We start from the raw sequence: 24,253 nt of genomic DNA, 5'->3' as shown, positions 1-24,253 counted from the left end.
TGCTCAGGCGGCGCGACGCGCCAGCCGGGTGATGAGGGTGTCCAGCAGCTCTCTCACGCCGCCTCGGTCCGGCAGCGCCTGCAGCGCCCGCCGCCCGGCCCGCGAGGCGCGCTCCACCAGCCGCTCGCACGCGGCGCGGCCCCCGTGCTCCTCCACCAGCGCCCGGGCCCGAGCCAGCGCCTCGGCGTCCTTGGCCTCCGGGGGCAGCGCCCACAGCCGCTCCAGCTCCTCGCGGGCCTCGGCCGGGGCGCGCGTGTACGCGGCCAGCACGGGGAAGGTGCGCTTGCCCTGCACGAAGTCCCCGTCCGCGGACTTGCCCGACAGGCGCTCGTCGCCGAACAGGCCGATCAGATCATCCCTCAGCTGGTAGGCCAGCCCCACGTGGCGGCCCACGCGCTCCAGCGTCTCGCACAGCTCCGCGTCGGCGCCCGCCAGCATGGCCCCGCAGACCAGCGGCGCGCAGAAGCCGTAGCGGGCCGTCTTCAGGTGGGCCACCCGCAGCGTCTGGAAGAGAGTCACCTCGGAGAGCGGCGCGCGAGACAGCTCCAGGTCCAGGTACTGCCCGGCCGCCGTGTGACGGCAGACGGCCAGGTAGTAGCGCGAGGCCTCCGAGGCCCCCCGCAGCCCCGAGCCGAGCATCGCCTCGAGCGAGCGGGCGAACAGGTGGTCGCCCACCACCACGGCCAGGTCCTCACCCGCCCTCCCGGGAGCGAGCAGGCGATGGAGCGCCGCGCCTCCCCGGCGCAGCTCCGCCTGATCCGCCACATCGTCATGAATGAGGAGGAAGGTGTGCAGCAGCTCCAGCCCCGCCGCGAAGCGCCACAGCCCCGAGGGCACCGTCAGCGAGCCACGCGCCAGGCTGTGGCCCGCCAGCACCAGGGCGGGCCGCACCCGCTTTGCCGGCCTCAGAGCGTAGGCGCGGGTGCGCTCCATGGCCCGGGCCCAGCGGGCATCCAGCGAGGCCTCGTCCGGCAGGACGAAGAGCTCCTCCAGGGCGGCCTCCACCTGGTGCTGCACGGTGTGCAGCCACGCCTGCTCGGGCGAAGACGGAGGCAGCGGAGAGGCCACGGGAGCCGTCACCAGGGTGAAGGGGTGTGCCATCGCGTCTTCCTCCAGAACTTCGTGAGCGTCTTGCCCTAGTGGTAGCGACTTCGTACACTCTTTGTCAAGGCTGTGTCCAATGTTTGTCCCACGTTTGTCTGTTCGAACCTTCTGCAGAAGGAGCCTCCCATGAAGGCCTGGCTGGCAGGTGCGTTGACGGTGACGCTGGCAACGACTGGGGCATCCGCCCACGGACCTACGTCCAGTCCGTTGGACGCGACGCTGCACGGCTCGGACGGAGCGGCGGCGCCGCTGTCGAAGTGGCGGGGCAAGCCGGTCATCCTCTTCTACGAGGACAAGGACTCCACGCAGCTGAACCTGGCGCTGAAGGAGGAGCTGTTCGAGCGAGGCAAGCAGCACGGCCTGCTGGAGGCGGCCTGGGTGGTGGCGGTGGCGAACCTGGAGAAGTTCAACTTCTTCCCCGCTCGGCAGATCGCCCTCTCGTACGTGAGGGATGAGGAGAAGAAGGTAGGAGTGCCCATCCTGGTGGACCTGGAGGGGACGCTGGGCGGAAAGCCCTGGGCGCTGCCCAAGAAGACGTCCACGGTGATGCTCCTGGATGCGACCGGGGCGGTCGTCTACTCGTACTCGGGGCGCCTGGAGGACAAGGAGCGGCAGGTGTTCTTTACCGCCCTGTCCAAGCTCATCGGCGTGAACCTGGGGGTCGCGGAGTCCCAGCCGTGAAGGTAGCGCTGACGGGAGCGAGTGGGTTCCTGGGTCCCAGCCTTGTACAAGGTTTGTTGGAGGCTGGGCATCAGGTGCACGTGCTGGTCCGGAACGTTGAACAAACCCTGGAACGGCTGCCTGCAGGGGTGACGGGGGCGCCGTTCCAGGCGGGGGAGCCGCTGGCGCCCGAGGCGCTGGCGGGGGCGCAGGCCGTCATCCACCTGGCGGGAGAGCCGGTCAACCAGCGGTGGACGCACGACGCGAAGCACCGCATCCGGGACAGCCGGGTGCTGGGCACACGGGCCTTGGTGGAGGCGATGAGGGCGGCGGGCACGGTGCAGCGCTTCGTGTCGGCCTCGGCGGTGGGCTACTACGGCGGGGCGCACGGCGCGGAGCCGCTCACGGAGCAGAGCGCTCCGGGCAAGGACTTCCTGGCGGGGGTGTGCCTGGGCTGGGAGGCGGAGGCGGCAGCCGCGCACGAGTCGGGGATTCGCACGACGGTGGCGCGCATGGGCGTGGCACTGCACCCGGAGGGTGGAGCGCTCCACACGATGCTGCCGCCGTTCCGGATGGGGGCGGGAGGACGGGTGGGCTCGGGCAAGCAGTACGTGAGCTGGATCCACCGAGCGGACGCGGTGGCGGCGCTGCGCTTCCTGCTGGAGCGCCCCGAGCTCACGGGGCCGGTGAACGTCACGGCGCCAGAGCCCGTCACCAACACCGAGTTCGCCCATGCGCTGGGCGCGGCGCTGGGGAGGCCGTCGGTGATGCATGTGCCGGGCTTCATGCTGAAGGCGGCGATGGGGGAGATGGCGATGGTGGCGCTCGAGGGCCAGCGCGTGCTGCCTCGGCGGCTCACCGAGGCGGGCTTCTCCTTCCGTTTTTCTCGCCTGGAGGACGCCCTGCGGGATCTGCTGGCGACCTGAACCTGCCAGACTCGGCCCCTCTCGAACCCAAGGACCGTGCCCCATGACCTCCATCACTGGAGCGCCGTACACGCTCGCCCTGTCCCTCCTGGCCCCTGCCCTGCTCCTGGCCTGCAGCAGCAGCAATTCCCAAGGAGGCAACACGTGCCGGGGCACGACGCTCGCCCCTCCCACCATGGCCTATGCCTTCACCGACAAGGTGGCCCCCTCCGCCAACCCGCCGAGAGGACTCCGGCCTGACCAGGTCCCACAGTTCGTGAGCATCAGCTGGGACGACAACAGCCGCGTGGATGGCATGCAGTGGGCGCTCGGGCTGGCCGCCGCGCGGAAGAACCCGGATGGGACGCCCGTGAACATGACGTTCTTCATGACCACGAAGTTCATCGCGAGGGACGCCATCACGGATCCGAAGGCGCTCAAGAAGCTCTGGCGCGAGGCGCTGGCGGCGGGCCACGAGGTGGCGCTCCACAGCGTGACCCACGAGACGAACAAGAGCGCGGATACGAACCGCTGGACCGAGGAGCTCACCGGCACCATCGACGGGCTCACGAAGGCCTACGACGAGAACGAGGAGTCCTGGGACACGTCGCTGAAGACCGGCCCGGGGCTCCCGAGAGAGCAGCTGGTCGGCTGGCGCACGCCGTCGCTCGAGACGAATGATCAGCTCATGCCCGTCCTGAAGGCGCACGGGGTCTGGTACGACTCCAGCCTGGAGGAAGGCTTCCAGGACGACCAGGATGGGACCGACTTCCTCTGGCCGTACACGCTGGACAGCGGCTCACCGGGAGACGCGTTCCTGGCGGCGCAGGGCACTCGGACAGAGAAGGCTCCCATCACCCGCCATGCGGGCCTCTGGGAGCTGCCGGTCTACACCTTCATCACCCCGCCGGAGATCCGGGCGGCGCTCAAGTACCGCGTGAACTGGTTCGACGAGAAGAGCGGGAAGATCACCGGCTTCGACTTCAACCTGCTCACCCACTCCATGTTCCAGATGAACAAGGCGGAGTTCCTGGCGACGCTCAAATACACGCTGGACCAAAGGCTCCGAGGCAACCGCGCGCCCTTCCTCATCACCCTTCACTCGGACTACTACTCGCCCGAGTTCACGTACGCGCCCAACATCACCAGCGCCGAGCGCCGGGCCGCGGTCGAGGAGTTCCTCGACTACGCGCTCAGCAAGCCGGAGGTCCGGGTCCGCTCCTACAAGGAGCTCTTCGACTGGATGCGCAGCCCCGCCGAGCTGGAGTGCGACTAGCCGCGACCGACGACGGCCAGCCTGCGCCAGGTGGGGTTCAGTGGAGCTGCTGAATGGGCAGCGCCCACCACTCCCGGCCCGTGGGGGAGTTCCTGAAGGTGAAGTAGACGTGCCTGCGCGTGGCCGTGAATTGGAGGGGATCGCCGCCTACGGAGCCTGGCACCAGCTCCTGGAGCAGGCGCGTCCCTCGGGGCGTGCCGTCGCTCACCCACAGCTCGGGCCCCCGGAGGCCATCGTTCGCGGAGAACAGCAGCCGCCCCGCCACCGGGAACAGCTGAGAGGGATTTCCTGAGGCCAGACCCGGTGCGATGTCCTCGATGAGGACGGTTCCCGCCTCGGTGCCGTCGCTCACCCACAGCTCGCGCCCGGAGGTGCCGTCATCGGCGCCGAAGAAGAGCCTGCCTCTCACCACCACCAGTGAGTCCGGGACAGAGGAGTCTGGCCCCGGGAAGATGTCCCGCACCATCACGGTCCCCTCGAGTGTGCCGTCCGAGCGCCACAGCTCCGTGCCGTGCGCGGGGTCGGACGTGATGAAGAAGAGCCGGTTGTCCATGACCGTGAGCTGCGAGAGATGGCTCAGTGTCGGCTCGGAGAGGGGAAAGGTGCCTCCCGGCGTGAGGTCCGTCCGCCACAGCTGAGTACCCTCGGGCGTGAAGACCTGGAGGAAGAGCAGCTCGGGGGTGGCGGCCAGCTCCCAGATGAACAGGCTCTCGGGTCCGGGCACGAGCTCCATCGCCAGCCGCGTGCCTCCCGTCGTGCCGTCCGTGCGCCACAGCTCGCGGCCATGTGCCGAGTCGGTGGTGGTGAAGAAGAGCTGCCCGCGGTGCTCGGTGAGGAGGGAGGGCCAGGAACTCTCGGGGCCCGGCCAGAGGTCCTTCACCAGCCGCGTGCCGCCGGGTGTTCCATCGCTGCGCCACAGCTCCTCGCCGTGCACTCCATCGTCGGCCGTGAAGTACACCGCGCCACGCCAGGTGAACGGCTGGCTGGAGAGGCTGCCCTCTGACCCAGGACGGATATCCTTCACCAACCGGGTGCCGCCAGGCGTCCCATCGCTGCGCCACAACTCCTCGCCGTGCACGCCGTCGTCCACGAAGAAGAGAAGCACCCCACCGAGCGCGGCCATCTTCGAGGGAGACTGGCCTTCGGGCCCAGGGCGGAGATCCTCCACGAGCCGTGTGCTCCCGGCGCTGCCCTCCGTCTTCCAGAGCTCGACGCCGAAGCTCGGATCGCGCGCGCCAAAGAAGAGCGTCTGCCCCACGCCCGCGGCCCAGACGGTGTTGGAGTCCTCCCCCCCGGGGATCGTGTCCTGCACCAGGTACGCCGGCCCGAAGTGGCGCCGGCCCCCCATGTGCTCCCCGCTCCACGTGGGAGGGCTCTCCTCATCGGCCGTGGCGAAGGAGGCCAAGGCCAGCGCCTCGTCCGCCCTCCCGGAGGCGCCAGGCTTCAAGGCCCACAGCTCCGTGCCGTTCCGGGGATGCGTGGCCACGAAGTACACCCGCGAGCCAGAGCGCGTGAACCGGTGGGGTGCGCTGGAGAAGGCGCCCGGCACCAGGTCCGCCAGCCGCCGCGTTCCCTCTGGCGTGCCGTCACTCGTCCACAGCTCGTGCCCCAGGCTCCACTCGCGAGCGGTGAAGAAGAGCCGTCCGGCTTGCGCGGTCAGGAAGGCGATGCTCGAGCCTTGTATCCCGGGCTTCACGTCCTTGACGAGGAAGGTGCCACACTCGGTGCCGTCGCTGCGCCACAGCTCGTCTCCCACGGTCGGCGTGTACACCGAGAAGTAGAGGACGCCGTCCAGCACCGTGAGCTCGCGGAGCCAGGAGCCATCCGGCCCCGGAGTGATGTCCTTCACCAGCACCGTTCCTCCAGGAGTGCCATCGCTCGTCCACAGCTCTCCGCCGTGCACGCCATCGCTGGCGATGAAGAAGAGCCGGCCATTCGTGGCGAAGAGCGAGAAGCCAGAGCGGACGGACAGGCTGGTGACGCGCACTGTCCCCTCGGGTGTACCGTCGCTCTTCCAGACCGAGAAGGGCGGGGCAGGCAGTCCGTCCGCATCCTCTCCGGACAGGACGAAGTAGAGCACCCCCTCCGTGGACACCGGACCTTGAGAGAAGACGAAGCCAGGCTCCGCGGAGAGGTCACGCAGCAGCACGGTGCCTCCCGGAGTGCCGTCGCTCCGGTAGAGCCCCTTGTCCATGAGGAAGAAGAGGTGGCCATCCATCTCATGCAGAGTGGAGGCCCCCCCGGCGAAGACGGGCCAGGTGCTGTCGGGCGTGCCCTCCGTCCGCCACACTTTTCCGCCAACATCCGGGGAGAAGGCGGAAAAGTAGAGGACGCCGTCCATCACGGCCACCGGGCCGATGTACGTGCTCTCGGCGCCAGGGGTGATGTCCTCGACGAGCCGAGTGCCCGCGAGCGTTCCGTCGCTCGTCCAGAGCTCATGGCCATGGATGCCATCATCGGCGGAGAAGAAGACGCGCCGCCCTGCCGCGGTGAGGCGGAAGATCCCCGGGCTGTCCGGACCGGGGCGGATGTCCTTGACGAGCCGGGTACCCCTGCGGGTGCCGTTGCTCTTCCACAGCTCGGTACCGTTCCGGGCGTCCGTGGCGATGAAGAAGAGCGTTCCCGCCGCATCCGTGAGATCGCTCGGGCCGGAGCTGAGCTGCCCGGGGACGATGTCCTCGAGCTGTCCCGGCCTGCCGGAGGACAGGTGGGGAGTCAGAGCCATCTCCAGGGCCTGAGACTCAGCGGCCTCCTCCTCGTTCTCGGGTGGCTCCGAGAGAGGAGAAGGCCCGCCACAGGCCAGGCCCAGGACAAGTACGCAGGGGAGAAGCCAGGGACGATGGCTCGTCAAGCGCATGGGGCACCCTTCCTTGCGCGAGCAATGCGCGCTGATTCCAAGGTGCGGATGCAGGAGCCCCTGAGTCAGGGGTTCCCCAGGCGGTCTTGCGTGTCTGCCATGCCACGGAAGGGCGGCCCTGCCGCGCGCGGTACCGGCCAGCAGGCCCTTGGCGCGATTCCTCTAGGCTGACTGGGGTCTGAACAAGGACAAGAGCAGCGCGGCCCCCGCCAGGAGGAGCAGGTAGGGCACCAGACTCACCGTAGCTCCCACCCAATCCCATACGCCCGCGAGGGCAAGACAGAGGCCCACGAAGACCCAGAACCCCGTCACCCGCAGCCCGGCTTGCCTCCTGATGAGTTGCTCGCCCAAGATGACGGCGGCGACCCCCAGCAGCGCGAAGCCCAGCGAGAGATGGGTCAGCCAGACGATGCCGAGCCAGATGAAGAGCAGCCCCCAGGCCGCTGATTCGATCCTGTCTGCCGTTCCCTTTCGAGAATCCGTTGCCATGCGTCACCTCCTCCTCGGGATGTGCTCAACCAGGAGCAGCCAGCACGCCCGCGGAGCGGAGTTGCTTGTTGGGATTCATGGCCCTCTCCTCGACACATCGCACGAGTAGACATTGGGAGGCAGACTTCCTCCTGGCCATGAGACGCGGGGGAGGGGCAACCGACCTGGCCTGTCGCGGAGCTGAACAGAAGGGCCCAGAGATGAAGCGGCCCGTTGGAAGTCCGTCACCCCACACCCTCCTCGCCTCCGCGCTCGATTCTCACCCTGGGCGGGCCTTCCCATAGTGGCCCTTCTCCGCTTGCTCCCTCTTGAACTGGAGAAGGCTCGACCATGCCCTCGAATCCCCAGCCCCCGAGCATCCCCTTTGCACCGGCGCCCATCCCGGAGGCCCAGGCGTTCAGGTGGGGGGAGCTGCTGCGCCCCACCCAGGATGCCTTGTACGAACTGCTCGTGTGGCTGAGGGCCGCCTGCGACGACAGCTCCCGCAAGGACACGCAAGAGCACGTCTCCACCAGCCTCCTCATCCATGGCGCCCGGGGCACGGGCAAGACGACGGTGTTCCTCAGCGCTGCGCAGGCGCTCAGCAATCCGGATGACTTCCTCAAGTCGGAGGGGAGCACGGACAACGCGAAGCAGAAGAACAAGGAGCTGGCGGAGTTCCTCTCGAAGATCAAGCCGCAGATTACCTGGCTCGAGCCGCTGGATCTGGAGCCGCTCCCGGAGTCGGCCAACCTCCTGGCCGCCATCCTGGTCCGCGTGCGGGCCGCCCTCGACAAGACCCGCAAGAGCACTGCCGGTCGCAAGCAGGGCTCCTGGCGCGGCGCCTCCCTCCTCGAGGAGAGCGCGGAGGACCCCTGGGGCAAGCTGGACCGGCTCATCCGTGATGCCTCGTTCATGTGGGAGGACATCCCCAACACCACCGAGGCCCGCGTACGCACCGAAGAGCAGATCAAGGCCTCCGAGATCTTCGCCCACTTCCAGCAGAGCTTCATCGACGCCATGGATGACGTGGCCACCACGCTCGCCCTCACCCACTCCAGCACCGTGGATGATGCCAAAGGCATCCTCGTGCTCCCCATCGACAACGTGGACCGGAGCATCGGGCACCTCCACAACATCGTGAAGCTCACCCGCATGGTGACCAGCCGCCGCCTCTGGTTCATCATGGCGGCCGGCCAGGAGGAGTTTCAGCTCTTCATGGAGCGCTCCTTCCAGAAGGAGCTCATCGTCTCCGGCCAGGCCGGCCTCGGCCCCAAGGGCCACGACGAGTCCATGGCCATCGCACGCCGGCAGGCCGCCACCACCCTGCGCCGCGCGCTTCCCCCCAGCTACCGCATCCGCATCGAGCCGGTGAACCCGGTGGAGGCATGGGAGTTCACTGGCAACTCCAACGGGGGCCCGCGCCTGCACGAACTGCTCGACAAGCTCCTGCTGCCGGTGTCGGCGGCCCGGGGACACCAGCTCAGAGCCTTCGCCCACCTCTTCGACATCGGCGAGCGGCTCTCTTCCTCCGTGAAGGAGGCGCTCCCGGAGGAGCACCAGCGGCATGGAGCCACCGAGGCGAAAGACTCCTCGACAACGGGCGCGATCCATCTCACCAGCGCGGCCCGCATGGCACTCACCCTGCCCGCACGCACCCTGAGGGATTTGTGGCACTCCGCTCGCCGCGAGTCGATGCGCTCCCAGAGCGAGCAGCTCGAGAAGGACGAGGAGCCCGCCGAGAGCATCGTCCGCATCGCGACCGAGATGCTGCGCAATGCCCTCGACGAGAGCGAGCTGCCCGCCTGGGCGAGCCAGCAGTTCCACAACCGGATGCTCCGCAGGGACGTCCACGGGAAGATGGTCCTGGACCTGACCGGCAAGCCGGTGCGCCGCGCCAGGCGCACCACCCTGTCCGATGCCCTGGAGGTCTCACGCGGCATGTTCCTCGAGGAGAAGGGCAAGCGGGCCTCCTCGGGGACGGGCGGGAATTCGTCGAACAGCGCGGTCCTCATCAGCGAGCTGCATCTGCGGCACATTCATGACGTCATCCTCGAGCTGGTCGATCTCGAGGATCCACGCAACCGCACGCACCTGCCCCCCAGCGTCGCCGGCTGGTTCATGTTGCTGCACGACGTGCTGATGCTCTTTGACGAGCCGCGGGTCTTGAACGTGGACGTGACGCCTTATGAGATCAGCCCCGAGCTCGTGGTGACGCTGCACGAGCTGTGGGTGAGGAACGAGCAGCTCCAGCCCCTGGTCAAGATGGACTTCCTGTGGAGCCTCCCCTCCTGGGACATGTTCCTCGACTTCAACATCTTCACCACGCAGTGGAAGGCCTTCCTTCCGCGGATGCGCAAGCGCCTCGAGGGGCTCGAGGAGGACAGGTACGACGGGGACACCGTCGCGCTCCTGTTCCGCCTCGTCCTCGCCTCCTGGGTCGACAACATCCGCTCGGTGGCCAGCGACCAGCGTGGCCAGTGGGAGCCCTGGCAGCCCGAGCCGACGCAGGGCTCGGTGCTGACCAGCGCGGCGCTGGAGCGCTACGAGGAGCAGGCGCGGGCCGCCCTCGGCCAGCTCTCCCAGAAGTGCCTGAACGAGAGCAAGGGCTACGACAGGCTGCGGATGGCGCGCACCTGGCTGGAGCAGCTCCTGCCCCTGCTCGCGCAGCCGGAGTTCGCTCCCTCTCCCGAGCTCCCCTCCCTGCTGGGGCATGTCAGCCAGCGCCGGGTGGAGGAGAAGGCGTGGAAAGAGCTGGTGGGGCACTGGAAGAAGCACCTGCCCCGGTTGACGCGCTTCCGGGAGAACCTGGTGCGCGCCGTCGCCATGCGCTCCAGCAGCTACGAGGCCCTCCGCAAGGCCTCGAGCATGAATCCGGCCGGCGCGGAGGAGCTGGTCCAAGCCTGGCTCCACAAGGTGACGCAGGCCTGGTTCGAGGTCATGGATGAGCCGAGCGCGCGGATCGCTCGCGAGGAGGAGGTGCTCCAGAAGATGACTCCCCTCGAGCTGGATGCGTGGAGCGCTTCGCGGGAGGCGGCCCGGCAGGATGGCCCGGGGGCGGTGCATTCGTGAGCGGCGCGGGGCAGGGGCAGCTGGGCCTCGGGACGCTGACGCCCCGGCGCGTGCCCGAGGCCTATATCCGTGCCGAGGTGGCCAGCTTTCCGCTGACCCACCTCAAGGCCTTCCAGACGTCGCTGACGGTGCTGGATCCCCAGCTGGACGGGCGGATGAGCCACAGCCAGCCTCATCCCACCCGGGAGCTGTGGCGCGAGTGCGAGAAGAGCTTGTCGGAGCACGCCAGCGGCTGGTCGCTCGACCGGCTCATCGCCGTGCGCGACCACTTCTGGTTCATTCCGCCCGGAGACGCCGACGAAAGGCAGCCCCTGAGGGGCGTGCCGCTCCATCGCTACCTGCGGCGCCTGGCCCTGACGCACCTGGAGCGGCGCCCGGGCGTCACCGAGGTGGCCCAGCGCAGCGATATCGAGGCGGTGGATGCCCTCACCCACTACCGCTGGCTCACCTTCGCGCTGCCGGAGGATCTGCTGCTGGCCGCCATGCCAGTCTCCCCGCCCGCCACCCGGGTGAACATCGAGCCGCCCCTGCTGGTGCGGCGCCTGCTGGACCGAGGGGTGACGGAGATCCACCACCACATCGGCGCGGGCATGGACTTTCCCCTCATGTGGGCCTCTCTGCTGTCGGCCCTGGGAGCTCCAGGCCTGCGCTCGGATGCGGTGCAGGGGCCGGGCCTGCCCTCCAGGGATGGAGAGGAGCTGCTGCGCTGGCTGCTGGCCGCCGCGGTGGCGCGCTGCGTGCTGGCCGAGTTCCTCCTGCGCTCGGACGACGCGCTGCTGCCAGACTTCGTGTGGAGCCTGAAGCGCTCGCGGGGCTGGCTGCCCGGGCGGCACCGCGTCTTGCGGCAGGCGCTGGAGGCACTGGCGCGGGGCCGGCTCGCGCTGCTGCCAGACTTCACCGCGCTGCACGGGCTCTATCAGGACCTTCACCCGACGGCGGCCCGCAACAGCTTCGAGCCCCCCGAGACGCTGGACGAGGTGTGGAGGCGGTGCGATCCCCTTGCCGTCCGCCTGCACCTGTCCAAGCCCAACGCCGGAGAGCGCTGGCTGGTCAGCCATGCCCTGGAGCGGCTCGAGTGGCTGGAAGCGGAGGCCGCCAAGAAAGAGGGAGCGGTGAAGGATGAGCTGTTCAGCCACCTCTTCTGGCAGGTGGTGCGTGCGCGGTGCCTGACCTACCGCGCCTACGTGCAGCGGCCCATGACGGCGGGGCTGCAGTGGTTCATCCGCTTCTATGATCGGGTGCACGTGGCGCGGGGCCCGCTGAGCGCCGCCCGCGCCGAGGTGTCCTACCACGTGGCGGGAGGGGGGCAGCCCATCGCCGCCCTGGAGGTCCGCATCACCCCCGCGAGCAACTCCATGACGCTGGCCCAGGATCTGTGGTGGCTGACGCGCTCCTGGCGGCACGTGCTGGAGCAGACGGGCAGTAGCCTGGGAAGTGGCTCCACACCCGAGTTCGGCGTGGTGCTGCACCTCAACAAGTCGAGGGACCCCAGGAGGCAGTGGGCCCGCGGCGCCCCACCGGCGTACGGGATGGGCACCTATGCCGAGCCTCATCCCAAGAGCCAGGAGTACGAGCAGGTGCGGCTGGGGGGCCGCTTCGCGGAATACTTCGACAAGCAGTCCCTGATGGCCCAGGCGACGGCGGACCTGCTGGCGGCCGTGCCGCGCATGTTGTGGCTGGTGCGTGGATTGGACGTGGCCGCGGACGAGCTGAGCGTGCCCACGTGGGTGGTGGTGCCGCTCTTCCGCTACGTGCGCCAGGCGGCGGCCCGCGCGGCGGCCTCGAGCGCATCCAGGAACGCGCCCCCGCTGCGGATGACCGCTCACGTGGGCGAGGACTACCGCCACCTCATGGAGGGGCTGCGCCGCATCTTCGAGTGCGTCTACTACCAGCTGGATCGCTCCGGGGGACGCCTGGGGCATGCTACCGCCCTGGGCGTGGAGCCACGGATATGGGCCGAGTCCGTGGGCGCGGTGATGATGCCGGCCGAGGATCGGCTGTGGGACCTGGTCTTCGAGTGGAGGCTGTACAGCAACCACCGGCTCCCCGTGGCGCTGAGCGTGCAGCCCCCCTCGGGGCGGCCCCCCCAGGTGGAGAACAAGCTCCGCGAGCTGTCCGAGCTCGTCTTCGGCAGGTGCTATCTGCCGCACCAGCTGGCCGAAGCCCACCACGTGCTGCACCAGCTCTGGTGTCCGCCGCTGTCACGAGGCGAGGGAGGCGTGGGGCTGGATGCCTTCACCCGCGCGTTCGAGCGGCTGGACTGGCTGCAGGTGCAAGGGCACAGGCAGGTGCGGAGGCTCCTGCATGCGTACCGCGATGATGAGGCCGTCTTCCAGCGCGGGCAGCGGCTGGTGGACATTGCCCTGGATGACTCGGAGGTGGCGGCGCTGCAGACCGTGCAGGACGGGCTGCGCCGGCTCGTGGGGGCCCGAGGCATCGTCGTGGAGGTGAACCCCTCCAGCAACCTGCTCATCGGCGACCTGCTGGACCTGCGCAACCACCCGATCCTGCGGCTGTTTCCACCGCAAGCGCAGGAGGGTGCTCCTCCGCCCGTTCCGATCGCGCTCGGGGCGGACGACCCGATCGTCTTCAGCACCTTCCTGCTGCGGGAGTACTCGCTGCTGCACGAGGCGGCGACGGGAGCGGGCTACTCGGAGCGGGTGGTGCAGGAGTGGCTGACCGCGATTCGCCAGACGAGCATGGACGCGCGCTTCACCGTGCCCTGGAGACCTACCGCCCTGGGCATGGCGGACGAGCTGCTGCACGAGTTGGAGCACTACCTGCGCAAACCATTCATCGAGTACGACTGATCAGCGCCGTGGTCGGGACGGTCCCACCCGGCAGGCAAGGAATGCGTTCGATGAAGATTGAGTGTCCTCCGCCGGCGTGCTCGGAGACCTGCGGACAGAACGGCGAGAAGGTGCGCATCTGCCATCCCGTCGAAGAAGAAGCGCCGGTATGCGCACTCGAACTCGGAGCGCCTGACGGGGACGAAAGGGAACGAGACGGGGCTCTCCCCCGGGATGCTGGCCAGCCCCGTGGGCGGGCCACCCCGTGCTCGTGATTGAATGCCGCGCATGGACACTTCCGTGGCCCAGCGTGGCCCGCGCCATGCCGTGCGTTGGTGGGTGGTGCTGCTTCCTTGTGTGTTGTCGGCATGCGCCACGCTCTCCCCTTCGGGAGTGCAGACGCCCACCGATCTCGCATCACGCTGCGACGCCGGTGAGCTGGGCGCTTGCAACGCGTGGGCAGAGCAGCTCCTGGGCGAAGGCCGATGGGAGGAAGCGGCGGCGGCGTACGGTCGGGCCTGCCAATGGAACGACACGACGGCCTGCCTGACCGAAGGACGGCTGCGGATGGAGCACGGCGATCTGGACGGAGCCGCGCCGCCGCTGCACAAGTCCTACGACGCCAACATGGTGGAGGGCGCGCAGGCCCTGGCGGACCTCTCCGCGGCACGAGGCGATGCGCTGGGCGCGGAGCGCCTGCGCTACGAGGCGCTCTCCATCGACAAGTCCGTGGTGGAGTTCGTCCTGGCGTACCGCTTCGGGGTGACGGGCGGCAGTGGCGTGGCGATGGACGTGAACGTCCAGCCCATGGCGTTCCTCGCACGGCGCCTCAACGTGGGTGCGAACCTGACGCTGTCGACCACGTACTCGTCGCGAGTGGAGCTGAACGGGTACGTCGGCTACCAGTACTTCGTCTCGGACTGGGCGGCACCCTACGCGCGGGTGCTTGCGGGCACCCAGCTGCGCTCAGGAGGCGCGCGTCCCAATGTCGGCGTGGAGGCGGGGCTGAAGCTCTTCTGGGGGCCGCTCGGGCATATGGGCCTCGGCTTCGGGACCTCGCACGTGGGCTCCACGTACGCAGCGGTGGAGCTGGGCCTCGACTGGGTCATCGCCCTGATGATCCTCGGCAATATCCACTGAAGTCCTCGGGAGCAGGCCACGCACGTCCTGGTGCACCTGCACGCGGGCAACGGCATGGAGAACGCCGGATAGCTCCAGCTCCAGACCCGCAGCTCTCGAGGGTTCGCTGGGGCGCTACCCGCCAACCGCCACGGCGGCTGGCTCCGCCTCGGGCTTCACGAGCGACTGTCGCTCCCAGGCCCGACTCCGCCACCGCAGCCACATGGTGACGCCGCGCAGCCACTCATCGGTCGCGACGGCGAGCCACACCCCGGGCAGCCCCATGTTCATCCGGAACACCAGGAAGTAGCCCAGGGGCACGCTCATGCAGGCCATCGAGAGCACGCCCATGTAGACGGTGAAGGGGGCATCTCCGGCGGCCCGCAGGGCGTTGACCAGGACCAGGTTGAAGGACCGTCCCGTCTCCAGCAGGAAGCCCAGGACGATGACCTGGGCCGTCACCTGGATGATGTCGCCATTGTCCGTGAACAGACCCACCAGCCGCTCGCGGAAGAGGATGACGACCACATCCACCACGACGGTGATGCCCAGGCCCCACTTCAGGCTCTCCAGGGCCTGACGGTACGCGTCCTCGCCGCGGCGAGCGCCCACCAGCCGCCCGACGATGATGCCCGTCCCCATCCCGATGGCCAGGCTGCACAGGAAGACGTACTGGGAGATGGAGTGGGCATACTGCCGAGACGCCAGCGCGACAGAGCCCAGCGAGGTGATGAAGTACAGGAACGCCGTCTGGCAGCCCTGATAGGTGATCTGCTCGACCGCGGAGGGGATGCCCACCTTGAGGATCTTCTGGATGTACTCCCTCGAGAACGTCACGTAGTCGCGGAGCACCATCCGGACCGGCATGACGCGGTAGAGCATCCAGGCGAAGACGCCCAGCGCGGCGGCCCGGCTCAGCACGGTGGAGATGGCCGCGCCCTTCACCCCCAGCGCTGGCAGCCCGAAGTGGCCGAAGATGAGGGCGTAGTTGGCGACCACGTGCAGCACGTTCATGCCCAGCGAGACGAACATCGACTGCCGGGTGAAGCCGTAGGTGCGCAGCAGGCCCGAGAAGACGTTGATCAGCGCCTGCAGGAAGATGAAGCCGCCTACCAGGTGCAGGTACGTCCGCGCATACGCGAGCACCTGCCCCTCCAGGTTCATCCCGCCCAGCAGGGTGTCCCCCAGCAGCAGCAGGCCCGAGCTGACCGTGATGCCGAGCCCGAGGTTCAGCGTGAGGGCGAGCGCAGAAATTCGGGCGGCCTCCTGCTTCCTCCGAGCGCCCAGGTACTGGGCCACCACGACGGCGGCCCCGTTGCCGATGACACCCGTGCTCAGGATGCAGATGAAGACGTACTGATTGACCACCCCCACCGCCGAGACGGCGTCGTCGGACACGCCGCTCAGCATGAGCGTGTCCGACGTCCCCATCAGCATGAACAGTAGGAGCTCCAAGAAGATGGGCCAGGTCAGTCGGAACAGCCCAAGGCGAGGCTCTGCCTGCACATCTCCCTGCGACGACGCTGCTACTTCCATGGGTTCATCGACTCCGTGGGGCCACTCTCGCGCACCGCGTCTCGCATGCCTGGAGCACGGCGTCGAGCGACCGGCGGTGCACACTGGCACGCCTGCTCACTCCTCCGCCAGCCAAGGCTTCTGTCGCGGCCCCTGCCCGCGCCTCAATAACGGATGCGAGCGCTCTGCGCTCGGTGACCCGAGTAGTTGAGGTCGTCCCGGTCGCTCCCGGTGAACTGCACGTCGGCGGCATCCCCCTCGTTGTAGGTCACCGTGTGTCCATGTGAAGAGGTCGCCGCCGCGTTGAAGAAGAGGAAGTCGATGCGGGCACCCGAGCCCACCGTCCAGTTGTCCGCGAGGCAGCTCCGGCCGCCCGAGCAGGCCTCGTAGATGGGATCGTTCCAGTTGTAGTTGATGGTGCTGGCGAGCTGGGAGTTCGCCCGCTTGTACCAATCCTTGTAGCCGTTGCTGCCGTAGTCACTCTCGTTGGCGTCGACGCCCCACACCATCAGGTTGGCGCCCGCGACCCCGCGCATCTTCGTGTCCGTGAGCTGGATGTTCTTCTCGGCGCATCCGGGGTCCGAGGCCGGTCCCTCCTGGTTGGTGGGCCAGTGCGCCGAGCCGATGACGACCTTCTTGCCGGTGACGAGGTCCGTGAACGCCATGCGCACGCCGATGGAGCGCGCCTGGGTGTTCATCACGCACGAGCCATTGGCGCCCTTGTAGACCTGCCACGTCTCCTTCGTGCCCGAGATGGGCTGCAGGCGCCCGGTGCGGTAGATGATGGCGTTGGTCTGGTAGTCCTTCGCGGGGCCACAGGGGCTGTTCATGGCGTCGGGATTCGCCTCGGCCACGATGGAGGCGTACAGCCCGGGCAGGTTGTCATCCATGAACTGCGCGAGCGTGGCGGCCTGACCGGCGCCGCTCATCTGGTGGACGATGAAGACGTCCGGCGAGTACGCCTGCGTCTTCATGTAATAGATGAGGTCCTGCCAGTCCCCCGCGCATTGCTCGGTCGCGGTGGGCAGGTTCTCGTAGTTCACGTTGTAGACCATCAGGAAGCCGGGGTTGTCGTTCACCGAGACCGCCTGGGACGCCGTGCCCGGAACATCGGACTCCGCCGGAGCCAGCGCTTCGCCCCCTCCACAACCGAACAGGGAGAGGGAGACCATCACCGAGACCAGGACCTTGAGCTTCATGGGGACCTCCGCCGCAATGCGAGCTGAGAGATTCAGGCTTGCCCCGTAAGGAGGGCCGGACCCGGCTTCCGTCCCAGAAAAAGAGGAAGCCCTCTGCTCGTTCGCGGACGGGTAACTCCAACTTAAAAATTAAATTCAATCAAATCAAGAACATGCGGAGATTCATGAGTCAGGTCAAACCCGTCGATGCGCGTGTCCCCACCGACGCGTCGGCTTCGTCTGGAACCCTTCCTTCTCCTGCTTCTCCGCCCATGGGCATGCCCTCTCTGGCATCGGGGATGCCGCCACGCTGCCCTCCGCCCGGACGCTCCCTGGCCCGGACGCTCCCGGAGAGGCCTGCTCCAGATCAGCCGCTGCCCGTGGTGGCCCCTGCCCACACCTCATCAAGGGGGAGATCGCCCACGGCGGCATCGACCGAATCCTGCGCGGCCAGGACCTGAGGCTCGGCAGGCCCGTGGCCCTCAAGCAGATGCTCTCGCCCACTGCGGAGGGCCGAGTCCCGCTTCATGACCGAGGCGTTCGGGTTCGGCGAGACGCTGGTCATCGACTGGGGCCTGGCCAAGGCTCTCTCACGCGCCGAGCCCGCCACGGCCCCGGGCGCTCACCGCTCCGCGGGTACCGCCATGGATGGCGGCCTGACGCGGGTCGGCATGGTGCTCCTACGACTACTGCATGATCTGGGCGCCGGACCTGAGCAGATACAACGGCGCCTACCAGCTCTACTTCTCGGCGCAGCGGGTGCCCAATGGCGCGGCCTGCCCGGCCTCTGGCCAGGATGTGACGACCTTCGTGGCCTCGGCCCCCGACTTGAACCTCGCCTTCGGCGCGCCCAGGCCGATCAACCCCAGCACGACGTATCCGCGCACCACCCTCGGGTCGGCCTGGACGGCCTACGACGGCAGGAGCATGTTCGTGCCGATCGTCATCCCCTGATCGCCTTCAGGAGAGAGGGTGAAGCGAGAGTGAGCCATCCATGGCGTGAGCACGCGTGAGGCCGTGATTCGATGGAGAGCGGGACGCCGGGGCGGGCGGACCTGTCAGCGACGGGGGGACCCGCCCCGCAGCGAGGGACCCGCGACCTGTGTCCCCGGGCTGTGGGTGGATGAGCTGAGCCGCCGCCGTCACGCCACGTGCTTGCCGTCCCCGCGTGTCCACCGAAGGTGCAGCAGCGGCATCGGTCGGCCCTGATCGTCGAGCGGCGATCGGCCGATCCGCACGAAGCCCATGTGCTCATAGAACGCGCGGGCCGCGTCATTGGCCTCGTTGACGTCGAGGTCCATGACGTCGTGTCCCGCGCGGGCGAACTCCACCATCCGCCGTCCGATCCCGCGGCCGTGGACGGCCGGGTCGATGAACAGCGCGTCGAGCTTCGAACCGGTCACGCCCAGAAACCCCACCACCCGCCCGGCGCCATCCGCGTCGTCCACGGCGACGGTGAATGCCGCCGTCGGCAGATACTGCTCGCGGACCATCGTCGCGTAGAACGCGATGTCCTCCTCGGACAGGAAATGATGCGTCGCCCGCACGGCGTCATGCCAGACGCGGAACATCGCATCGACATCGGCAAGGGTGGAAGGGCGCAGGGTGATCGCCATCCTCCCCACTCTACCCCGCGCCATGCATGAACTCTCCAAGAGCCCGAGCGCCCGTGCCAGGAGATGGAGGCATGAGCCCCCTTCTCTCCCGTTCCCTGACATTGGGTAACCCCCAATGAACCTGGAGTGTCAGCCCTCTCATTAGGATGGCGCCCTCGCTTGAGCTGATGATCAGTTCAGCGCATCCCAAGGGTCTATCTTTGAATTCCATTTCAATGAGAACGATGTACGCAGCATGTTTCGCGTTCGTGGTCGCCTGTGGTCCGGGTGAGCTCCCGGGGTCGGAAGTCCCGGAGCCTGCGCCCAAGTTCGACCTCGCGGCGATCCAGCAGCCGCTCGCGGGAGACTGCACCTCTACGTATTCGCTCACCAAGGACGTGGCCCAGGCCAACCTCTCGGGTGCCCAGGGCAGCTGGTCCTGCATCTACAAATTGACCGTCCCGAGCGGTGTGGCGGGGCTGACGTTCAAGACGACAGGCGGGACGGGTGACGCGGATCTGTACGTCCGTCGTGGCCTGACGCCAGACGCGGCCTTGCACGACTGTCGCTCGATGGGGGTGACCAACGAAGAGCAATGCACCATCGAGTCGCCCCAATCCGGCACCTATTACGTTCGGCTCTACGGATACGGCACCTACAGCGGCGCGAGCTTGACCGCCACCTATGCCACTCCCTGCACCAGCACCACCCTCGTCGACATGGGTCGCACGTACTCGAACATCAACACCCCGCAAGGGCTGTTCTCGTGCGGTTACCTGGTCACGATTCCCACAGGCGTGAACAGCGTGACGTTCACGACCGCGGGAGGCACCGGGAACGCTGACCTCTACGTCCGGAGAAGCGATTGGCCCAGGACGGACGCATACGATTGCAGGTCGACGGGCTACAGCAACAGCGAGACGTGCACGTTGTACTCCCCGACCGCTGGCACGTATTACATCAAGCTCTACGGCACCTCCGCGAGCAGCGGGGCTCAGTTCCTGGTGATGATGGATCGCCCCTATACCGCGCCCGTCCTCGTTCGCGGACAGCCGTACATCGACGTCTCCATGGCCGTGGGGGAGCAGCGCCGGTTCGAGATCGACATGCCTTGGGGAAAGAATAACGTCCAGTTCTTCACCTCCGGAGGCACCGGGTACGCGAACCTGTACGTGAAGTACGAGCAGGCGCCCACGAGCTACAACCACGACTGCAAGGACGACGGAATCTCAACCAATACCAACTGCTCGATGGGCTGGGGCAAGACGGGCCGCTACTACGTCCTCGTCGAAGCGAAGCACACGCCCATCACCGGCATGCGCATCGGCGTGAACTACACGGACTATTACAACTAGTTCATCCAGAACATGCAGGACGCGGCCTTCGTGAGCATGTAGGTGCCCTCCACGGTCCAGAAGGGGACCTACTTCACGGCCGTGGTGACGATGAAGAACACGGGCGGCTCCACGTGGACGGACACGGCCGGATACAGGCTCGGTTCGCAGAACCCCCAGGACAACACCACCTGGGGCCGCGGGCGCGTCTACCTGGACTCGGCCGACGCCACCGGCCCGGGCGCCACGAAGACCTTCATCGCCACCTTCAAGGCGCCGACCACCACGGGGAACTACGTGTTCCAGTGGAAGATGGTCCAGGATGGCGTCTCCTGGTTCGGCGCGTCCACCCCGGTGACCAGGATCCTGGTCGTGAACTCCCCTTGTTACTGCCCTCCCGGCCAGACGTGCCCGGATAGCTGCACCGACCCGAACCTGTAGGGCGCTCGTCTCGAGACGCCCGCCCGGGCGCTCGAAACGGTTCGAGAACTGCACGGACGCGGCGTACCACATCCTCACGGCCTACGGCTGTGTGCTGCAGCCCCCGTCGAAGAACTGGCTCCCCAAGCTATGACGTGCGAGGGAAGGCTCCTCGCATATGACCGTCTACAGCTCCCGCGCCTGCAGCACTTGCGGTCATGCTCTACCGTCTGGAGCCACGGCGTGTCCCCGTGATGGAACAGCCGCACCTGTGGCGAAGCCTGACCAGCCGACAGAAACCCTCCTGCCCAGGGAGCCCTCCGCGACTCCCCCTCCTGCTCCAGCGTCAAATACCGCCCGTCTCAGCGGATCGACCCAGGGTGACCGAGACACGCCCTCGGCCACAGGCGAACACCTCGAGCGCGAAGCTCCTGCCCAGCCGCCCGCCACACTCCAGCGAGGCCGCCTCCTCAACGCTGAGATGCGAGGTGCGCTTCGAGCCGCGCGAGGGTCTGGATTCCACCCTCGATTGCGTACTTCGCCGCCTGCTCGCGAGCTTCGACGGTCGGCAAGGTGTGCTGGAGCGTGACACGCGTCTTGCCGCCTTCGTCCTTGAAGGTGACGACGGCTTTGAACAACACCTCCCCTTCCTTCGTGCCGTGGTCCCACTCGAGCCGCTCGTCGGGGACCACCTTCGTGTAGAGGATGTGGTTCGAGTAGTCGGTGCCGTCGGGACCGTGCATCGTGAAGCGCCACGCGCCGCCGGGCCGCACGTCCTTGCTGTAGGTCGTCGTCCGAAACCCGTTCGGCCCCCACCAGTTCGAGATCATCTTCGCGTCCGTGAACGCCTGAAAGACCAGCGCGCGTGGCGCGTTGATCAGCCGGGTCAATTCGAGCTGCCGCTTCGCGAGTTCATTTGGATCGAGCGCTGCGTTCATGTCTTCTCTCCTGTTCGGGACTTCTTCGGGGGTGTCACCCTGCGGGTGCGTTTCGGACGCGGCTGCCCCTGCAGGTCAGCGAGGTAGTCCTCGAGCCTGTCGAAGCTGCCTTCCCAGAACTGTCGGTAGTCCTCGAGCCAGTCGTTGGCGGTCTTCAGCGGCGCTGGCGCCAGACGACACGGTCTCCACTGAGCCGTGCGGCTCCGCGTGATCAGCCCGGCGCGCTCGAGCACCTTGAGGTGCTTCGTCACTGCCGGGAGGCTCATCTCGAACGGCTGTGCGAGCTCGGTGACGGAGGTCTCGCCCTTTGCCAGCCGAGCGAGGATCGCCCGCCGAGTGGGGTCTGCAAGGGCCGCGAAGGTGGCGCTGAGGGGATCGATCATGTTCAGGTAATTAACCGATCGGCAAACTAACCATTTGGTTAAATGCCGTCAAGCACTCGATCCATAGGAGATGCCGCGGGTCTTGACTCGCCGCGCATTGACAGTGACGAAATGCCGGTGCTACGCGGCCCCCGAAACCTGAATCAACTTTCAACTTGAAGCGCAGCCGGCGGAGGGCCATCGTCCGCGCCCGAAGCCTACGGAGGGGGTTCTCATGAAGCTCATGACGCAGTGGGTCATAGTCGTCTCGCTATGCCTGGGCGCAGCGGCCTGGGCCCAGGAGGGCGGGACGGTTCGGGGCACGGTCTACGTCGAGGGCAACGAGCCGCTCCCCGAGGCCCAGGTGACGGTGGTGGGCACCGAGCTGACGGCCACCACCAACGCCGAAGGCCAGTTCGAGCTGCGCAACGTCCCTCCCTCCAAGCGCGAGCTGAAGATCTCCTTCCCCGGCTACGCGGACGTCACCCAGTCCGTGGACGTCGTCGCCGGCAAGGTCGTCTCCATCGAGGCGGACCTGAAGCTCGATGAGCAGTTCGGCGAGGAGATCGTCGTCACCGGCTCGAAGTTCGGCGAGAAGCGCCTCGAGTCCCCCGTCACCGTCGAGTCCGTCAACGCCAAGACCATCCAGATGAGCGGCGGCACCTCGTACATGGCCGCCCTCTCGTCGGTGAAGGGCATCGACTACGCGGACACCGGCATCAACGAGAAGCGCATCTCCACCCGCGGCTTCAACACCCAGTTCAACTCGCGGATGATCACCATGATGGACGGCCGGCTGGCCCAGCTCCCCGGCAGCGGCCTGCCGCTGGGCCCCCAGCTGCCCACCCCCAACCTCGACATCAAGTCCGTGGAGGTGGTCGTCGGCCCCGCCTCCGCCCTCTATGGCGCCAACGCCCACGCCGGCGTCATCAACGTCCTCACCAAGACGCCGTGGGATGAGTCCGGCGTCTCCGCGGCGCTGCGCGGCGGCACCCAGCAGCTCATCGACGGCTCCGCGCGCGTGGCGGGCACCGTCAACAAGGACTTCGGCTACAAGTTCAACGGCCAGCTGCTGCGCGGCCGCGACTTCGCTCCCAGCCGCGAGCTGCAGTCCCACTACTACGGCAGCACCGCCCGCCCGCTCGTCTTCGAGGGGGATCTGCTGAAGAACTACGACGTCCTCTCCGCCAAGGCCGAGGGCTTCCTCTACTACCGGCTGGGAGACTGGAACTTCAAGGGAGGCTACGGCTTCTCGCTCACCGACGGCGTGACGCTCACCAACTCCGGCCGCAACCACCTGCGCGGCTGGCAGGTGCACCAGCAGACGGTGTCCGCCAGCCACCCCAACTGGTTCGTCCAGGTGTCCCGCACCTACAGCAACGCGGGCGGCACCTACCAGCTGGACCGGCTCGCCAGCGTGGTGCAGCCCGATGGCGGCCCCCCGGAGGACCCCTCCACCCTGGATCCGGTGAGGGATCAGATCCGCTTCATCGACAAGAGCCAGCTGCTCGACTCGGAGGTGCAGTACCAGAACCAGCTGGGCGGCTTGAAGTTCATCACCGGCCTCCAGCTGCGCCTCTACAACCCCAGCTCCGAGGGCTCCTACCTGGCCGACGTGAACGGCAAGAAGCTCAGCGCCCGGGAGATCGGCGGCTACCTGCAGGGCGACTACTCGCTGCTGCGTGACAAGCTCCGCCTGGTGGCCGCCGCGCGGCTCGACACCCACTCCGACTACTCGGCGCAGTTCAGCCCCAAGGCCGCCGTCGTCTACAGCCCCACCCGCAACCAGCACCTGCGGCTCGGCTACAACCGCGCCTTCAAGAGCCCCACCATCCTGGAGAACTACCTGCTCATCAGCAACGTCCTGCTGGGCAACAAGACCGGCTTCACCATCAAGGACGCGGAGGGCAACGTGCTCTCGGAGATCCCCTCCCTGGTGCCCGAGAGCGTGGACTCGGTCGAGGTCGGCTACAAGGCGACCTTCTCCGAGAAGCTCCTGGTGGACATCGTCGCCTACCACTCGTGGTACGAGAACTTCATCAGCGCGCTGACCTCGCGGGCCAACCCCGCCAACGGCACCTTCGCCTTCTACCCGGATGGCACGCCCGTGGCGGAGGGCACCCCGCAGCAGGGCACCCTCTCCACCTACTCCAACTTCGGCCGCTCCCGCGTGGCCGGAGCCGACCTGGGCGCCGAGTACAAGCTCTCCCCCGAGATCAGCCTCAACGGCAGCATCTCGTACATCAAGCTGCTGCGCTTCCGCAGCGGCGACCCGACCCAGCCTCCGCTCCTGCTGAACGTGCCGGACCTGAAGCTCAAGGCCTCCGTCACCGTGCAGAACCTGCTGGTGCGGAACTCCTTCGTGCGCGTCTTCGGCCGGTACCAGACGCCCTACCAGTTCCGCTCGGGTCGGTGGGACAGCGCGGTGTTCTTCGAGGAAGGCAAGGTCCCCGCTCGCTTCGTGGCGGACGTCGCCCTCGGCTACACCTTCGACAGCGGGCTGGCCCTGAGCGCCAACGTCCTCAACGTCTTCAACAACCGGGGCGTGGACCAGCTCGGCTCCCCGCCGGGCGGCGTCATGGCCTACCTGCAGCTCGCCTACAAGTACGAGGGGCTCGACTTCTAGCGGCGGTCCTTCCCAGAGGGAGCGCCATGCGCCGA

The 24,253-nt window shown here is 67.7% G+C and carries 18 protein-coding genes; 10 read left to right on the top strand and 8 right to left on the bottom strand.

Annotation, left to right across the window (positions count from 1 at the left end):
- Positions 1 to 3: 3 nt before the first annotated feature.
- Positions 4 to 1,101: a polyprenyl synthetase family protein gene (locus KY572_RS13550; RefSeq protein ID WP_224243013.1), complete on the bottom strand. Its 1,098-nt coding sequence runs from the start codon at positions 1,099 to 1,101 to the stop codon at positions 4 to 6.
- Between the two features lie 129 nt (positions 1,102 to 1,230).
- Between KY572_RS13550 and KY572_RS13545 the strand changes: the two genes are divergently transcribed.
- The 3 genes from KY572_RS13545 to KY572_RS13535 are packed head-to-tail and all read left to right on the top strand — an operon-like array spanning position 1,231 to position 3,945.
- Positions 1,231 to 1,785: a hypothetical protein gene (locus KY572_RS13545; RefSeq protein ID WP_224243012.1), complete on the top strand. Its 555-nt coding sequence runs from the start codon at positions 1,231 to 1,233 to the stop codon at positions 1,783 to 1,785.
- The gene (locus KY572_RS13540) at positions 1,782 to 2,690 is read left to right on the top strand and encodes a TIGR01777 family oxidoreductase (protein WP_224243011.1); all 909 of its coding nucleotides are present in this window, start codon (positions 1,782 to 1,784) and stop codon (positions 2,688 to 2,690) included. Before KY572_RS13545 ends, KY572_RS13540 begins: the two co-directional genes overlap by 4 nt.
- Positions 2,691 to 2,733: 43 nt before the next feature.
- Positions 2,734 to 3,945, top strand: coding sequence for a polysaccharide deacetylase family protein (locus KY572_RS13535; RefSeq protein WP_224243010.1), 1,212 nt, complete (start codon positions 2,734 to 2,736; stop codon positions 3,943 to 3,945).
- A 37-nt stretch (positions 3,946 to 3,982) separates the two neighbouring features.
- Here the strand turns inward: KY572_RS13535 and KY572_RS13530 are convergent, their stop codons facing one another.
- Together KY572_RS13530 and KY572_RS13525 are read right to left on the bottom strand one after the other, a co-directional pair.
- Positions 3,983 to 6,670: an ELWxxDGT repeat protein gene (locus KY572_RS13530; RefSeq protein WP_224243009.1), complete on the bottom strand. Its 2,688-nt coding sequence runs from the start codon at positions 6,668 to 6,670 to the stop codon at positions 3,983 to 3,985.
- A gap of 294 nt (positions 6,671 to 6,964) precedes the next feature.
- Positions 6,965 to 7,291 carry a hypothetical protein gene (locus KY572_RS13525; RefSeq protein ID WP_224243008.1) on the bottom strand — a complete coding sequence of 109 codons (327 nt, stop codon included), beginning with the start codon at positions 7,289 to 7,291 and terminating at the stop codon, positions 6,965 to 6,967.
- A 330-nt stretch (positions 7,292 to 7,621) separates the two neighbouring features.
- On the opposite strand from KY572_RS13525, the gene KY572_RS13520 reads away from it, so the two are divergent.
- The 3 genes from KY572_RS13520 (at position 7,622) to KY572_RS13510 (ending at position 14,271) form a co-directional block, all read left to right on the top strand.
- Positions 7,622 to 10,342, top strand: coding sequence for a hypothetical protein (locus tag KY572_RS13520; protein WP_224243007.1), 2,721 nt, complete (start codon positions 7,622 to 7,624; stop codon positions 10,340 to 10,342).
- Positions 10,339 to 13,152, top strand: coding sequence for an amidohydrolase family protein (locus KY572_RS13515; RefSeq protein ID WP_224243006.1), 2,814 nt, complete (start codon positions 10,339 to 10,341; stop codon positions 13,150 to 13,152). Before KY572_RS13520 ends, KY572_RS13515 begins: the two co-directional genes overlap by 4 nt.
- Before the next feature lie 546 nt (positions 13,153 to 13,698).
- A complete protein-coding gene (locus KY572_RS13510) occupies positions 13,699 to 14,271 on the top strand; it encodes a hypothetical protein (RefSeq protein WP_224243005.1) in 573 nt (190 codons plus the stop codon).
- Between the two features lie 114 nt (positions 14,272 to 14,385).
- On the opposite strand, the gene KY572_RS13505 is transcribed toward KY572_RS13510, so the two are convergent.
- Positions 14,386 to 15,786 carry an MATE family efflux transporter gene (locus KY572_RS13505; protein ID WP_224243004.1) on the bottom strand — a complete coding sequence of 467 codons (1,401 nt, stop codon included), beginning with the start codon at positions 15,784 to 15,786 and terminating at the stop codon, positions 14,386 to 14,388.
- A gap of 143 nt (positions 15,787 to 15,929) precedes the next feature.
- Positions 15,930 to 16,964 (bottom strand): hypothetical protein, encoded by a 1,035-nt coding sequence (locus tag KY572_RS13500; RefSeq protein ID WP_224243003.1) that lies wholly within the window; start codon positions 16,962 to 16,964, stop codon positions 15,930 to 15,932.
- Between the two features lie 672 nt (positions 16,965 to 17,636).
- Between KY572_RS13500 and KY572_RS13495 the strand changes: the two genes are divergently transcribed.
- Positions 17,637 to 17,897, top strand: coding sequence for a hypothetical protein (locus KY572_RS13495; protein ID WP_224243002.1), 261 nt, complete (start codon positions 17,637 to 17,639; stop codon positions 17,895 to 17,897).
- Positions 17,898 to 18,085: 188 nt separating this feature from the next.
- Here KY572_RS13495 and KY572_RS13490 read toward each other — a convergent pair whose 3' ends face one another.
- Positions 18,086 to 18,559, bottom strand: a complete 474-nt coding sequence (locus tag KY572_RS13490; RefSeq protein ID WP_224243001.1) for an acetyltransferase — start codon at positions 18,557 to 18,559, stop codon at positions 18,086 to 18,088.
- Positions 18,560 to 18,783: 224 nt separating this feature from the next.
- On the opposite strand from KY572_RS13490, the gene KY572_RS13485 reads away from it, so the two are divergent.
- Together KY572_RS13485 and KY572_RS13480 are read left to right on the top strand one after the other, a co-directional pair.
- A complete protein-coding gene (locus KY572_RS13485; protein WP_224243000.1) occupies positions 18,784 to 19,893 on the top strand; it encodes a PPC domain-containing protein in 1,110 nt (369 codons plus the stop codon).
- A gap of 42 nt (positions 19,894 to 19,935) precedes the next feature.
- On the top strand, positions 19,936 to 20,313 hold the full coding sequence (locus tag KY572_RS13480; RefSeq protein WP_224242999.1) for an NBR1-Ig-like domain-containing protein: 378 nt from the start codon (positions 19,936 to 19,938) through the stop codon (positions 20,311 to 20,313).
- A gap of 449 nt (positions 20,314 to 20,762) precedes the next feature.
- Here the strand turns inward: KY572_RS13480 and KY572_RS13475 are convergent, their stop codons facing one another.
- Positions 20,763 to 21,230: an SRPBCC family protein gene (locus KY572_RS13475; protein ID WP_224242998.1), complete on the bottom strand. Its 468-nt coding sequence runs from the start codon at positions 21,228 to 21,230 to the stop codon at positions 20,763 to 20,765.
- A complete protein-coding gene (locus tag KY572_RS13470) occupies positions 21,227 to 21,613 on the bottom strand; it encodes an ArsR/SmtB family transcription factor (protein WP_224242997.1) in 387 nt (128 codons plus the stop codon). Before KY572_RS13470 ends, KY572_RS13475 begins: the two co-directional genes overlap by 4 nt.
- Positions 21,614 to 21,827: 214 nt before the next feature.
- Here KY572_RS13470 and KY572_RS13465 point away from each other — a divergent pair, with 214 nt between their 5' ends.
- Entirely contained in the window at positions 21,828 to 24,218 is a 2,391-nt protein-coding gene (locus KY572_RS13465; RefSeq protein WP_224242996.1) for a TonB-dependent receptor, read from the top strand.
- The last annotated feature ends 35 nt before the right edge of the window (positions 24,219 to 24,253 follow it).

The sequence above is a fragment of the Hyalangium gracile genome (assembly GCF_020103725.1).
GTDB classification, from domain to species: Bacteria; Myxococcota; Myxococcia; order Myxococcales; family Myxococcaceae; genus Hyalangium; species Hyalangium gracile.
The sequence above is the reverse complement of the archived record's forward strand: the minus strand, read 5'-3'. Positions and strand labels throughout refer to the sequence as shown.

Excerpts from the sequence above, each read along its gene's own strand:
- KY572_RS13550 (WP_224243013.1), bottom strand. The coding sequence starts at position 1,101 with ATGGCACACCCCTTCACCCTGGTGACGGCTCCCGTGGCCTCTCCGCTG.
- KY572_RS13545 (WP_224243012.1), top strand. The coding sequence starts at position 1,231 with ATGAAGGCCTGGCTGGCAGGTGCGTTGACGGTGACGCTGGCAACGACT.
- KY572_RS13535 (WP_224243010.1), top strand. The coding sequence starts at position 2,734 with ATGACCTCCATCACTGGAGCGCCGTACACGCTCGCCCTGTCCCTCCTG.
- KY572_RS13530 (WP_224243009.1), bottom strand. The coding sequence starts at position 6,670 with ATGGCTCTGACTCCCCACCTGTCCTCCGGCAGGCCGGGACAGCTCGAG.
- KY572_RS13525 (WP_224243008.1), bottom strand. The coding sequence starts at position 7,291 with ATGGCAACGGATTCTCGAAAGGGAACGGCAGACAGGATCGAATCAGCG.
- KY572_RS13520 (WP_224243007.1), top strand. The coding sequence starts at position 7,622 with ATGCCCTCGAATCCCCAGCCCCCGAGCATCCCCTTTGCACCGGCGCCC.
- KY572_RS13510 (WP_224243005.1), top strand. The coding sequence starts at position 13,699 with ATGGAGCACGGCGATCTGGACGGAGCCGCGCCGCCGCTGCACAAGTCC.
- KY572_RS13505 (WP_224243004.1), bottom strand. The coding sequence starts at position 15,786 with ATGGAAGTAGCAGCGTCGTCGCAGGGAGATGTGCAGGCAGAGCCTCGC.
- KY572_RS13500 (WP_224243003.1), bottom strand. The coding sequence starts at position 16,964 with ATGAAGCTCAAGGTCCTGGTCTCGGTGATGGTCTCCCTCTCCCTGTTC.
- KY572_RS13495 (WP_224243002.1), top strand. The coding sequence starts at position 17,637 with ATGATCTGGGCGCCGGACCTGAGCAGATACAACGGCGCCTACCAGCTC.
- KY572_RS13490 (WP_224243001.1), bottom strand. The coding sequence starts at position 18,559 with ATGGCGATCACCCTGCGCCCTTCCACCCTTGCCGATGTCGATGCGATG.
- KY572_RS13485 (WP_224243000.1), top strand. The coding sequence starts at position 18,784 with ATGTACGCAGCATGTTTCGCGTTCGTGGTCGCCTGTGGTCCGGGTGAG.
- KY572_RS13475 (WP_224242998.1), bottom strand. The coding sequence starts at position 21,230 with ATGAACGCAGCGCTCGATCCAAATGAACTCGCGAAGCGGCAGCTCGAA.
- KY572_RS13470 (WP_224242997.1), bottom strand. The coding sequence starts at position 21,613 with ATGATCGATCCCCTCAGCGCCACCTTCGCGGCCCTTGCAGACCCCACT.
- KY572_RS13465 (WP_224242996.1), top strand. The coding sequence starts at position 21,828 with ATGAAGCTCATGACGCAGTGGGTCATAGTCGTCTCGCTATGCCTGGGC.